The organism is Sulfurimonas aquatica (genome assembly GCF_017357825.1).
Classification (GTDB): domain Bacteria; phylum Campylobacterota; class Campylobacteria; order Campylobacterales; family Sulfurimonadaceae; genus Sulfurimonas; species Sulfurimonas aquatica.
On sequence record NZ_CP046072.1, the window covers coordinates 565,403 to 577,189 of the forward strand.

An 11,787-nucleotide genomic window follows, 5' to 3' on the forward strand; every position below is an offset into this window, starting at 1 on the left:
ATTTTGTTTATAATAACTATAATTACATAATTTAATTTTCTAAAGGAAATAGCTTATGTATACAGTACAAATGCAAAAAGAGTGTGAGTGTTTTCAAAAAAGTGAGTACACAAACAATAGTACGTTTCAAACACAACAAGAAGCTTATAAATACGCTAATATTCTAGTTGAACTTATGAATGAAGAGTTTTGTGGCCGACATACTTTTTACCCTGAAGTAGGCGAAAATGACACCTTTATAATTAAAGTCGATTTAAACGCTACTTTTGTCTCTGGTTGTAGTACAGGTGTAACTTGTGACGTTGGCTGTGGTTCTACTGATGACTGGACTCTTGAAGCTACTGATAAGAGTGATGATGAGAGTTGTGGCACAGGTTGTGGCTGCGCTTAAAGTCTATACTTTGAGAGTCACAATATTTCTAAGATGCGACAAAACATTAATGTAAGGATGTGAAAATCATATTTTTTTTCAATAAACAAAGAGTAATTAGCCGTTATATGTTAAGTTTACTTCTTCTAACTCTATCCACTCCATTACTGCTTCAAGCAGAAGATAACTCACAAAGTAAAAGTATGCTTGAGAGACCTTTAATGGAACGCTATATTTTGGATGAGCTAAAATCCATTAGAATTGATAATCAACAAACCCGAATAGATGTAGAAGAGAGAATCGCTAGGTCAAAAGTAGAACAAACAGATAGAGCCGCGAGGTATCTTACCGATACGATAGGAAATATATTTTATATAATAGCAGCTGCAACATCAATCCTATTTTTTGGTGGATGGAACTCCTTGAGAGATATTAGAAGAAAAACTGAAAGGATGATAGAAGAGAGAGTTGAGGCTATTACTCTAAAATATCATACAGAATTAGAAGAACTACAAGTGCGTTTAAGTGAGCAATCGCAAAAAATTATTAACAATCAAAATATGATTTCTAATACTCATATCGCTCATTCACTTTGGATGCGAGCAAATCTTGAGTCAAACCCACAATCTAAAATAGATATATATGATGAGATTTTGAAAATACATGATGAAGATGCCGAGGTTTATGCTTATAAGGCGGATGCCGTTTTAGATTTGGATGAATGCGAATGGGCATTAAACCTAAGTAATAAAGCGATAAACATCGATCCAGAATATGGTTATGCCTATTGGCAAAGGTCTTGTGCAAATGCGATATTGGGTAATAGCTCTGAAGCAATAGAAGATTTAAAAATAGCTCTAGAAAAGGCACCAAACCTTAGAGAAGAAATTCAAAAAGAGCCATCCTTCTCAAAAATCAAAAATCTAAAAGATTTTAAAGAAGTCACTATTTAAAATCATTAAAACTTTATTCTGAAGGGGATTCTTGCTCGGATATGAGACACTTTTCAAAAGTCTCATCACATTTTGAAAAATAATCTACACAACCCTCCTGAGACTCTTCACATGTAGCTATATTTATCATCACAACTATTGGCATCTATCACATCTTCATAAAAACCTTACTATCAAAACAAGAATTTATGCTACTTAAGGGGCAGAACTTTGAAAAAATATCATTTATAATTTGAGTAAATAAAACAAAGGAGTTCGTTATGTTTATTACACATTATAACCCACAAAGAAGTATAAGAGAGTTTAGGAGAGGCTTTGACCTTCTTAACAGTATGCTAGATGACTATGCGCCAAGAAGTGAAGGTAGTAATCTTAATGCCGACTTCAGCCCTGCTATAAATACAAGGGAGGGTGAATTTGCATACCATGTAGAAGTTGATTTACCTGGAATAAAAAAAGAGGATATTGATATTTCAGTCGAAGACAATAGACTGATTATTTCTGGCGAAAGAAAAATTAAAGAGGAGATAAAAGAGGAAAACTACTACAAAGTCGAAAGTAGTTTTGGCTCATTTTCTCGTTCTTTTTCACTTCCAGAAGGAGTCGATATTGAAAATATTCATGCAGAGAATGAAGATGGTGTTCTAGAAGTGATAGTGCCTAAACTAGAAAAATCTTCAGTAGATAAAGTGAAAAAAATCACTATAAAATAAAAGGAGAATATTATGGAAATAACAAATAAAGTTAAAGACATTGGTTCTGAAATAGAAAAAGGCGTAGAGGTTGTTGGTAAAAAAGTTTCTGAAGCTTTTGACAATTTGGCAAGTCATTTGCCTTTTGCAAACCTAGCAAAAAAGGAGGATGCCGCTTTTCATATTGAGGTTGATCTACCTGGTGTTAAAAAAGAGGATATCGACCTGAGAGTTGAAGAAGATCTCTTAATAGTGAGCGCTGTGCGTCATTACAAAAATGAGCTTAGTAGTGATAGTTATTATGTTTGTGAGAGCTCATTTGGAAAAATTGAGAGGCGTTTTGCACTTCCGGAAAATATTGATACTGAACAGGTAAGCGCTAGTTTTGATGATGGCCGACTGGAGATAGAACTGCAGAAAACTGAAAAAGCAAAACCAAAGAGCATATCCATTAAATAAAAAGAGAAAAGCCATACTCAAGATAATTATTCAAAATAAGATAGGAGTTGAAAATTTTCACACTCCTAGATTTAAAGTATAAAGATTGTTTATACTAAGATAACTTCATTTTTTATATTTGTAAACTCATGTATTAGTTGAAGTGTTTCTGATGAGATGTATCCACCATTACATACTTGCGCAATAGCGATTAAATTATCCGTATTTTTTATATCAATACTTTTTTTCTGCAAGATGCGATTAGAAAGTACTTCAATAAATCTTTGCTCATTAACATTAAATTGACTGCTAAGGAGCATTACTGCTTGATTTATCTCTTCGTCACTATTATGTATTTGAATAGGCAAATTCGTAGCAGTCAAGCCTTTAGAAACTAAATGCTCTTTAATTTTATTCTCAAAGGTTAATTTACTCTCTGATTGCAATGTATTTGTGCTAGATTGAACTTTCGTAACGATAATAAGAGCAAGTGAAATATTACCAACTAGAACTAATCCATAGAGTACTGAAATATGTTTTTTCATGAGTTACCTTTATCTATAAAGTCTGTTTAGCAAGAAGATTAAAGATAGATTTTTATTGTAAATACTTTTTAATTTTAAATTGATTGATTAAATTTTTCCAAAATTCATAAACTATATAACGTATTTCATAGTAGTATGTTCTAACGAAAACTACTATAGTATAAATGGTAAGCAACATTAAAATTGTTAGCATAGATAAATAATTTTCCATTAGATCCTCCTAATATTAAAGTTAATATATTCAACTCACTAAACTTGAGTCTAATTCTATAAGGCTTTGGTAAATAGTAACATAACAAATATTTTAAAATGAGATTGTATAAGAGAGAGTGAGTTCAAAAGAGAGTGGACAGTTAATAAGAAATATATAACTGCCTATGAATATTATTGTTTATCTATTTAGTCGTCATCTTCATTCTGGGCTAGCTCTTCACGTATCTCATCCATGTCAAGGTTTTTTACATGTGCTATCATATCGCCAAACTTATCTTCAGGCAACATTCCTCCAGTATTAAGTAAAGTAACGCCGTCTCTAACAACCATTAAGGTTGGGACTGCACGTACATTGTACTTTAACGCTAGTGCTTGTTGCTCTTCAGTATTTACTTTAGCGAAGAGTACATCGGGGTAAGCCTCAGCTACTTTTTCAAAAATTGGTGCAAATTTTTTACATGGACCACACCACTCTGCCCAAAAGTCGATAATTACAATGTCGTTATTTTCAAGAGTTTCATCAAAAGTCTCTTGTGTTAAATCTATAGATGCCATATTTCATATTCCTAAGTAAGATCTCACTATGCTGCGGTTGAGCTGAGTAGCTGTGAGCTTGTGATATATTATTGATTTTTTATATAAGTGCTAGTATACAATTATTTAACAAGGATGTAAAATTATCCTCTCTTGACATTACAGAATCATTGTTCTATAATTTTGAACATGGAGATTTAAAATGGCTAGACCAATAGAATATAATTTAAATGAAGTTCTTGATAGTGCGATGCAATTGTTTTGGCAAAAAGGATACGAAGGTGTTTCTATGGGTGAACTTGTTTTACATACAGGATTAAACCGTGCCACGATGTACTCTTTATTTAAAGATAAAGAAGGGCTATTTAAAGATGCTCTTGAGAATTATTATTCAAAAATGTCTATACGAAAGCTAGCTGTTTTGAAAAACAATCCTGGGAAAAAAGGGATTGAACTATTCTTTGAAACTTTTAGTTTTAATGATAACTTTAAAGGGTGTTTGTTCTCGAACACCATGAGAGAAAAAGAGTTTATGCATGAAGAAACTTACAATATTCCAAAAGATTATTTTGAGAATGTTCGTTTACAAATGCAAATAAATTTAGAACAAGCCTCTATAAATGGGGATTTTAATGGAGATGCTAAATCAATGGCCTTGACTCTTGTGACCCTAATCCATGGTTTTCATGTTTATGGAAAGTACAATCAATCAAAAGAAGATAGTAATGCTATTATCACCAATATATTGAGCATGATAAGGTAGTTTATCCCTTGAAACATATAAACAAGTAATAGAAGAATTTTTAAATAAAAAGAATATATAAAAGGCAACCTATGAATGATATTAAAAAATCATCAATATTTATATCGCAAGAATCGCATGTAAAGACTTTTGTTCTGCTGTTGTGTCCTGTTTTTCTTTACTCATACAATTTAGAAGAACTCGTAGAAATTTCTCAAAAAAACAGACTAGTTGAATCGGCAACTCTTAGTGTAACCGCTAGAGAAAAAGCATATCAAAGTACAAAAAGTACTTACCTTCCCACTCTAAACCTTGGAGCTTCTTACTTAAACACACTAAATGAAACTCCAGCTTCTGCAGAAAACACCTTAAGAGCTACAGTAAGTCTGCAATACACTCTTTATGATGGTGGGAAAAAGGATGCACTTTATGAGAAGCTTCTTTACAATGTAGATGCAAGTAAAGAGAGTCTAGAATCTGTTAAAAATACCATCTCCCTTGATGTCACTCGACTCTATTTTGACTATCTATCATTTATGTCATATAAAGAGGCAACAAACCAGCAGATAAAACAGCTCGAAGCAGAACTACAAAGACTTCAGATGTACTATAAAATAGGCTCTGTTACACGTGATGAAGTAGATAAAATCGACTCGCGAGTAAAACTAGAAAAAGTAGTTTTAAATGAGATTGATCTTGATATTGCTAGAATACTACATACATTAGAGTACTACACTATGAAAAATATAACTCAAGTCGATGCAGGCTCATCTATCGATATGGGCGAGACACAAAAAGTTCAGATGCGCCCAGATATTAAGATTTTAGAACTTGAAACTAAATCACTTATGTATGATGCACAAACTGCAAAAAGTGAAAACCTTCCAACACTTTACTTAGACAACACATATACATATTCGGATTATTACTTTGCTGATAATGCTAACAAAAGCCCCTTTGTCGTTAGTAATCAAAATGTAGCATCACTTAATCTAAAATGGAATGTTTTTGATTTTGGAGCAAGAACTGAGGCTTATGAGGCTAAACAGTCTGAGTATTTAAGTCAAAAAGCATCTCTTGAACACCAGATAAATAAGGCGGACGTAGATTATCGTCTCTCTCAAAAAGAGCTTGAGATTATAAAACTAAAAATAGCAGCTACTAAAGCGACACTCGATGCAGCCTCTGCTACATATAAACTTATCAAACTTAAGTACCAAAATGGGGCCATAGATAATGTGGCTTACCTACAGTCTCTAAGTGAAAAGTTCAATGCACAACGTGTTTATGAAAAAGCCAAAAATGATCTAGAAATTAAAAAAGCAGAAGTGCTTTTTTATAGTGGACATATAATTAAGGAGTATTTTAGATGAGAAATTTAGCATTATATTTAGCAGTTTTAGGATTGTTTTTAGTAGGTTGTTCACAAGAAGAAAAACCACAAGTAAAAGAGGCAAAAACAGAGATGCCACCTATGCCGGTAAAGGCTTACGAAGTAAAGCTTGAAGATACTACTTTTTCAAAAACTTACTCAGCACTTCTCAAACCTTTCAAGGAGGTAGAAGTTGTTGCGAGGATTAATGGTGTTTTAGAAAAAGAGAATTTTGTAGAGGGTAGTTTTGTCAAAAAAGGCACTGTTTTGTATGAGATTCAAAAAAATGAATTTAAAGCAGCACTAGACTCAGCAAAAGCAACACAACAAAAAGCTCAAGCAAACTCTGAAAAAGTCACTAAAGACTTTATAAGAGGGGAGTACCTATTTAAAAACAAGGCGATAAGTCAGCAACAGTATGATGCCCTTATATATCAAAATGATGATGCAAAAGCACAGCTTCAAGGTGCAAAAGCGACACTTGATAAAGCACAGATAGAGTATGACTATACAACGATAAAAGCACCTATTAGCGGATTGATTGGCATTAGTAAGAGTGATGAGGGAACTTATATTTCAACACCTAACTCAACACTAACTACTATTACAGCACTTGACCCTGTATATGCTGAGTTTTCTCTTCCAAACAGTGATGTACTCAAGTATCGTTCACAGATTAAAGTAGGCAGTGAGGTCTCTTTAATGCAAGCTGGCACATTATATAGAGGAGTAGTTGACTTTATCGCTGCTAAGTTAGATGCTAAAACAGATACCCTTTTAGTGAGAGCCACATTTAAAAATAAAAGTCAGAATCTAGTGATAGGCTCTTTTACAGAGATAAAACTTGATGGTTTTAGCTATAAAAATGTAGCAATTATTCCACAGTACGCACTTATAAAAACACCTGAAGCGGTTGTTGTGTATGTTATAGGCGAAGAGGGTGCACTTAGTATGAGGCCAGTTGAAATCGCTCTTGTAAAAGATGGTAATGCAATCGTTGTAGAGGGACTAAACGCAGGTGAGAAAATAGTAGTAAGCAACATGGCAAAACTAAGACCAAACTCAAAAGTTAGCATTATAGGAAGTAACTAGTATGTTTTCTGCATTTTTTATAAAGAGGCCAATTTTTGCATCGGTTATCTCTATTATCATTCTGCTCGCAGGAGGAATTTCGATTTTTTCGCTTCCTATTTCTGAATATCCTAGGGTATCTCCACCACAGATTGTAGTCACTACAATGTATCCTGGTGCAAGTGCTCAAACTATATCTCAAACAGTAGCCGCACCACTTGAACAAGAGATAAACGGCGCAAAAAATATGCTCTATATGAATTCAGTCTCATCAGATAGTGGAATGCTCAGTATTAGTGTTTATTTTGAAATAGGAACTGATCCAGATAGTGCAAAAATTGATGTGAACAACAGAGTACAATCTGCTCTTTCAAAGTTACCAGAACAGGTAAGTCGCCAAGGTGTAAGCGTAAATGAGCGCTCACCTGATATGTTACAGGTTGTAATTTTAAACTCACCAGATGACAGTAGAGATATAACGTACATATCTAACTATGCACTTATGAATGTAGTGGATGATTTAAAAAGAGTAAAGGGTGTGGGTGATGTTCAGATTTTTGGTGCTAAAGATTATGCCATTCGTGTATGGATTGACCCTTTAAAACTTAAGAAGTACTCACTTAGCGTTACAGACCTTATAGATAGTATTCGAGAGCAAAATGAGCAGTATGCAGCGGGTAAAATAGCTGCTGAGCCAGTTTCTAATCATGAGATGTTTACCTACACTATAGAGACACCTTCGCGTTTGAGTGACCCTTTAGAATTTGCAAACATAATCATAAGAGCAAATGAAGATGGAAGTGCTCTTAAACTCAAAGATGTGGCGACTATAGAGTTAGGTTCACAAAGCTATGACATGAAAACTAAACTTAATAATTCTCCAGCGATTCCAATAGGTATATTTTTACAAAGTGAGGCAAATGCCATTGAAACGGCTAAGGAAGTTCGTAAAGCCATGCAAGATGTTAGTGCAAACTTCGTGAGTGGTCTTGAGTATAAAATACCTTATGATATTACGGATTTTATCCAAGTCTCTATAAATGAAGTTATTAAGACTTTCATCGAAGCGCTTATCTTAGTAATTCTGATTATATTTTTATTTTTACAAAACTGGAGGGCGACGCTTATTCCTATTTTAGCAGTTCCGGTTTCCATAGTCGGTGCATTCGCAGGGATGTATATTTTAGGGTTTAGTATTAACCTTCTCACTCTTTTTGGACTTGTTTTAGCCATTGGAATAGTGGTGGACGATGCTATTATAGTTATTGAAAATGTTGAGCGGCACATCGATGAGGGCATGAGCCCATTTGATGCTTCTATGCAAGCAATGAAAGAGGTTTCAGGGGCACTTGTCGCTATCGTACTTGTTCTCTCTGCTGTTTTTATTCCAGTAGCATTTTTAGGAGGTCTAAGTGGTGAGATGTATAGACAGTTTGCTGTTACTATCGTAATATCTCTAGCTATTTCAGGATTTGTTGCACTTACACTTACTCCCGCTCTGTGTGCTGTTTTACTTAAACCTACTCATAAAAAGCCTAACTTCTTTTTTAGAGGTTTCAATCGCTTTTTTGAATGGGCAACAAATGGGTACACAAAAGCAGTCCAGCTTACTATTCGCTATGCATTTTTAAGTCTTTTACTCTTTGGTGGACTTATATATATTACTTTTGATTTATTTACAGGTTTACGTACAGGACTTGTTCCAGCTGAAGATAAAGGAACAATATTTGTGTTTAGTTACAATCCTCCCGCTTCTTCTTTAAGTAGAACAGATGAACTTACAAAAGAGATTTATAATATCGTAGGAAGTGATACACAAAATGTTAAAAATGTCGTGCAGTTTGCAGGACGTGACTTTATGACTTCATCACTAAGAACGCATGCTGCGGCAACTATTGTAAAGTTAACTCATTGGGACCAACGAACGAGACCAGAACAACATGCAGTGAGAATAGCGGCAGATTTAAACAAAAAACTTTTTGCAACAAGTGATGGCTTCTCTTTTGGAGTTGTACCTCCTCCTATTCGAGGGATGGGAATCGTTGGTGGTTTTGAATTTTATGTACAAGATAGAACAGGCGGTGATATAAGCACATTGCAAAAGTATGCAAATGAAATCATCAAAAAGTCTAAAGAGCGCCAAGAGCTCAGTGGCGTTAGAACAACTCTAAACGCCAACATACCAAAGTATGAAGTGAGTGTAGATATAGAAAAAGCAAAGTCGAAGGGCGTCGCGATAAATGAGATTTATCAAACACTAAACGCTACTTTTGGTTCGTTTTACGTCAATGACTTTAATCTCTTTGGTAGAACATACACTGTGAGTATGCAAGCTAAAAATGAGTTTAGAAATGAGCCGAGTGATTTAGAAAAAATTTATGTGCGAGGAAAAGCAAATGAGATGTTTCCTCTAAGCTCTTTTGTAACGCTAACCCAAAAAGTAGGGGCAGACTTGATAGAGCGTTTTAACCTTTTTAATGCAGCGAAAATCTCAGGACAGCCTAGTCTCGGTTATAGCTCTGGGGATGCACTAAAAGCTATAGAAGAGGTTGCAAATGAAGTGCTTCCTACTGGTTATACCATTAGTTGGACGGGAAGTGCTTACCAAGAGAAGCAGATCTCAAGTGCAGGAAGCATGGCGTTTATATTTGGGATTGTCTTTTTGTACCTTATCTTAGCTGCACAGTATGAAAGATGGCTGATGCCGGTATCTGTTGTCATGGCTGTCCCCTTTGCAATATTTGGTGCTGTTGTCGCAACACACCTAAGAGGAACACAAAATGACATATATTTTCAGATAGGCTTGTTAGTTTTAGCTGGGCTTGCTGCTAAAAATGCAATTTTGATTGTGGAGTTCGCGATGCAAAGACAAGCACAAGGAGTAAAACTTATAGATGCGGCACTTGAAGCGGCGAAGATTCGTTTACGTCCTATTCTTATGACTTCATTAGCGTTTACTTTAGGGGTTGTTCCTCTGGTTATAAGTAGTGGAGCAGGGGCGGCAAGTCGTCACTCAATCGGTACGGGAGTTATGGGAGGGATGATAGCTGCAACTTTCTTGGCTATTGTCTTTATTCCACTTTTTTATATTCTTGTCTCTAAGCTCAAAGGTGAAAAGAAAGAGTAACTTTATAGAGCGGGCTGAATTTGTATTAAGTTTTATTTATTGAAACTCTGCACCTTCAAGAGTAGCGACATCACTTCCCCACTCTATCAACTGCTCAAATATTGGTATTAGCTTTAATCCTCTATCGGTAATGGTATATTCAACTTTTGGTGGTACCACAGGGTATACTTTTCGGGTTATAAGTTGGTCTTCTTCAAGAGTTCTCAGTGTTTGGGTTAACATCTTTTGCGTGATGTTTCCAAGTACTTTTTTTATCTCTCCATAGCGAAGTGTTTTATCTTGCAAATGCCATAAAACCAAACCTTTCCATTTCCCACTGATTAGCTCTAAAGTATATTCAAACGCGCAGTTATACTCTTTGCCTTTACAAGTAATTTTCGACACATAGTATCCTTTTAGTATGTATATATCTTTTTAGATAGTTATTGACATTATAGCATATATAGTATAAACTAGCATCAATAATAAAAACAAAGGCGATATAATGGAAAATAAATTTTTAGATGCAATGACATTTAGACATGCTTGTAAAGAGTTTGACTCTACGAAAAAAATTAGTGATGATGATTTTAATGCTATTTTGGAGATTGGAAGAATAAGTCCAAGTTCGTTTGGATTTGAACCTTGGAAATTTGTCATAGTTCAAAATGAAGTCTTAAGAGAGAAACTCAAAGAGTTTTCATGGGGAGCACAAGGGCAGTTGCCAACGGCGAGTCATTTTATGATTATTCTTTCAAGAAAGAAAAACAGTATGATGTATGATAGTGAATACATTGAACATATCTTAAAAGACGTAAAACAACTGCCTCAAGACGTTGTAGAAATGTATGGTCAATTTTATGAAAAGTTCATTAAAGAGGATTTTAAACTATTAGAGAGTGAGAGAACACTATTTGACTGGGCTACAAAGCAAACTTACATCCCACTTGCTAACATGATGACAGGTGCAGCTTATATGGGTATAGACTCTTGTCCTATTGAAGGATTTGATGCACAAAAAACAGAGGATTTTTTACGAGATGAACTGAAAATTGATACTGAAGAATTTGGTGCTGCAGTTATGCTTGCGTTTGGTTATAGAAAAGATGAACCAAGCAGAGAAAAAGCAAGACAAGAGATGGACTCTATCACTCAGTGGTATAATTAATAAAGAATTTATGATAAAAGGGAGACTAATATGTTACTAGATACGCCTATATGTGATTTTGGATGGAAAGCACCTGATTTCATGCTAAAAGACGCTAATGATAAAAGTTATTCTCTACATGATAATTTAGGTGAAAAAGGTTTACTAATCGCCTTTATCTGTAACCATTGTCCCTATGTTCAACAAGTTGCCAAACGATTAGCTGAGGATACGAAACAGCTTATGGATGAAGGTGTTAACGTTCTTGCAATCATGTCAAACGATTATGAGTATGTAGAAGAAGATTCTCCTCAAAACATGAAAAAGTTTGCAAAATTACATGATTTCGCTTTTCCTTATTTAGTAGATGAAAATCAGTCAGTTGGTAAAGAGTATGGTGCTGTATGTACTCCAGATTTTTTTGGTTTCAGCGCCAAAGGAGAGCTTCAGTATCGTGGAAGACTTGACGATGCAGGTATGGGTGACGCTTCATCTCGAACTCCAGAATTACTAAACGCCATGCGTCTTATTGCAAAAACGGGAAATGGCCCAAAAGAGCAATACCCTAGTATGGGCTGTTCTATCAAATGGAGAGAGTAAACTA

14 protein-coding genes are annotated in these 11,787 nt (G+C 34.8%); 10 read left to right on the top strand and 4 right to left on the bottom strand.

Features of this window, described 5'->3' with window-relative positions:
• Window positions 1-55 precede the first annotated feature (55 nt).
• Both GJV85_RS02740 and GJV85_RS02745 read left to right on the top strand, forming a co-directional pair.
• Entirely contained in the window at window positions 56-391 is a 336-nt protein-coding gene (locus GJV85_RS02740) for a hypothetical protein (protein ID WP_207562348.1), read from the top strand.
• Between the two features lie 107 nt (window positions 392-498).
• Window positions 499-1,323: a tetratricopeptide repeat protein gene (locus tag GJV85_RS02745; RefSeq protein ID WP_207562349.1), complete on the top strand. Its 825-nt coding sequence runs from the start codon at window positions 499-501 to the stop codon at window positions 1,321-1,323.
• Between the two features lie 13 nt (window positions 1,324-1,336).
• Here the strand turns inward: GJV85_RS02745 and GJV85_RS13750 are convergent, their stop codons facing one another.
• Window positions 1,337-1,468: a hypothetical protein gene (locus GJV85_RS13750; protein ID WP_255550560.1), complete on the bottom strand. Its 132-nt coding sequence runs from the start codon at window positions 1,466-1,468 to the stop codon at window positions 1,337-1,339.
• 115 nt (window positions 1,469-1,583) lie between these two features.
• Here GJV85_RS13750 and GJV85_RS02750 point away from each other — a divergent pair, with 115 nt between their 5' ends.
• Both GJV85_RS02750 and GJV85_RS02755 read left to right on the top strand, forming a co-directional pair.
• Window positions 1,584-2,036 carry an Hsp20/alpha crystallin family protein gene (locus GJV85_RS02750; RefSeq protein ID WP_207562350.1) on the top strand — a complete coding sequence of 151 codons (453 nt, stop codon included), beginning with the start codon at window positions 1,584-1,586 and terminating at the stop codon, window positions 2,034-2,036.
• Between the two features lie 12 nt (window positions 2,037-2,048).
• Complete coding sequence (locus GJV85_RS02755; RefSeq protein WP_207562351.1) at window positions 2,049-2,474, top strand: Hsp20/alpha crystallin family protein; 426 nt, start codon at window positions 2,049-2,051, stop codon at window positions 2,472-2,474.
• Window positions 2,475-2,563: 89 nt separating this feature from the next.
• On the opposite strand, the gene GJV85_RS02760 is transcribed toward GJV85_RS02755, so the two are convergent.
• Window positions 2,564-2,998 carry a hypothetical protein gene (locus tag GJV85_RS02760; RefSeq protein WP_207562352.1) on the bottom strand — a complete coding sequence of 145 codons (435 nt, stop codon included), beginning with the start codon at window positions 2,996-2,998 and terminating at the stop codon, window positions 2,564-2,566.
• A 399-nt stretch (window positions 2,999-3,397) separates the two neighbouring features.
• Entirely contained in the window at window positions 3,398-3,766 is a 369-nt protein-coding gene (gene trxA / locus GJV85_RS02765; protein ID WP_207562353.1) for a thioredoxin, read from the bottom strand.
• Between the two features lie 181 nt (window positions 3,767-3,947).
• On the opposite strand from trxA, the gene GJV85_RS02770 reads away from it, so the two are divergent.
• The 4 genes from GJV85_RS02770 to GJV85_RS02785 all read left to right on the top strand — a co-directional run bounded on the left by GJV85_RS02770 (window position 3,948) and on the right by GJV85_RS02785 (window position 10,057).
• Window positions 3,948-4,508 (top strand): TetR/AcrR family transcriptional regulator, encoded by a 561-nt coding sequence (locus tag GJV85_RS02770; protein WP_207562354.1) that lies wholly within the window; start codon window positions 3,948-3,950, stop codon window positions 4,506-4,508.
• A gap of 71 nt (window positions 4,509-4,579) precedes the next feature.
• Window positions 4,580-5,860, top strand: a complete 1,281-nt coding sequence (locus GJV85_RS02775) for a TolC family protein (RefSeq protein ID WP_207562355.1) — start codon at window positions 4,580-4,582, stop codon at window positions 5,858-5,860.
• Window positions 5,857-6,951, top strand: coding sequence for an efflux RND transporter periplasmic adaptor subunit (locus GJV85_RS02780; protein ID WP_207562356.1), 1,095 nt, complete (start codon window positions 5,857-5,859; stop codon window positions 6,949-6,951). The genes GJV85_RS02775 and GJV85_RS02780 overlap by 4 nt, the downstream gene beginning before the upstream one ends.
• Before the next feature lies 1 nt (window position 6,952).
• Complete coding sequence (locus GJV85_RS02785) at window positions 6,953-10,057, top strand: efflux RND transporter permease subunit (protein ID WP_207562357.1); 3,105 nt, start codon at window positions 6,953-6,955, stop codon at window positions 10,055-10,057.
• Window positions 10,058-10,093: 36 nt separating this feature from the next.
• Here the strand turns inward: GJV85_RS02785 and GJV85_RS02790 are convergent, their stop codons facing one another.
• Complete coding sequence (locus tag GJV85_RS02790) at window positions 10,094-10,441, bottom strand: winged helix-turn-helix transcriptional regulator (RefSeq protein WP_207562358.1); 348 nt, start codon at window positions 10,439-10,441, stop codon at window positions 10,094-10,096.
• Between the two features lie 100 nt (window positions 10,442-10,541).
• Between GJV85_RS02790 and GJV85_RS02795 the strand changes: the two genes are divergently transcribed.
• Window positions 10,542-11,204, top strand: coding sequence for an NAD(P)H-dependent oxidoreductase (locus GJV85_RS02795; protein ID WP_207562359.1), 663 nt, complete (start codon window positions 10,542-10,544; stop codon window positions 11,202-11,204).
• A 30-nt stretch (window positions 11,205-11,234) separates the two neighbouring features.
• Entirely contained in the window at window positions 11,235-11,783 is a 549-nt protein-coding gene (locus tag GJV85_RS02800) for a thioredoxin family protein (protein WP_207562360.1), read from the top strand.
• Window positions 11,784-11,787: the final 4 nt, after the last annotated feature.

Coding starts and splice junctions, on each gene's coding strand:
- GJV85_RS02775 (WP_207562355.1), top strand. CDS start 4,580: ATGAATGATATTAAAAAATCATCAATATTTATATCGCAAGAATCGCAT.
- GJV85_RS02760 (WP_207562352.1), bottom strand. CDS start 2,998: ATGAAAAAACATATTTCAGTACTCTATGGATTAGTTCTAGTTGGTAAT.
- GJV85_RS02780 (WP_207562356.1), top strand. CDS start 5,857: ATGAGAAATTTAGCATTATATTTAGCAGTTTTAGGATTGTTTTTAGTA.
- GJV85_RS02785 (WP_207562357.1), top strand. CDS start 6,953: ATGTTTTCTGCATTTTTTATAAAGAGGCCAATTTTTGCATCGGTTATC.
- GJV85_RS02750 (WP_207562350.1), top strand. CDS start 1,584: ATGTTTATTACACATTATAACCCACAAAGAAGTATAAGAGAGTTTAGG.
- trxA (WP_207562353.1), bottom strand. CDS start 3,766: ATGGCATCTATAGATTTAACACAAGAGACTTTTGATGAAACTCTTGAA.
- GJV85_RS02770 (WP_207562354.1), top strand. CDS start 3,948: ATGGCTAGACCAATAGAATATAATTTAAATGAAGTTCTTGATAGTGCG.
- GJV85_RS02740 (WP_207562348.1), top strand. CDS start 56: ATGTATACAGTACAAATGCAAAAAGAGTGTGAGTGTTTTCAAAAAAGT.
- GJV85_RS02795 (WP_207562359.1), top strand. CDS start 10,542: ATGGAAAATAAATTTTTAGATGCAATGACATTTAGACATGCTTGTAAA.
- GJV85_RS13750 (WP_255550560.1), bottom strand. CDS start 1,468: ATGCCAATAGTTGTGATGATAAATATAGCTACATGTGAAGAGTCTCAG.
- GJV85_RS02800 (WP_207562360.1), top strand. CDS start 11,235: ATGTTACTAGATACGCCTATATGTGATTTTGGATGGAAAGCACCTGAT.
- GJV85_RS02745 (WP_207562349.1), top strand. CDS start 499: ATGTTAAGTTTACTTCTTCTAACTCTATCCACTCCATTACTGCTTCAA.
- GJV85_RS02755 (WP_207562351.1), top strand. CDS start 2,049: ATGGAAATAACAAATAAAGTTAAAGACATTGGTTCTGAAATAGAAAAA.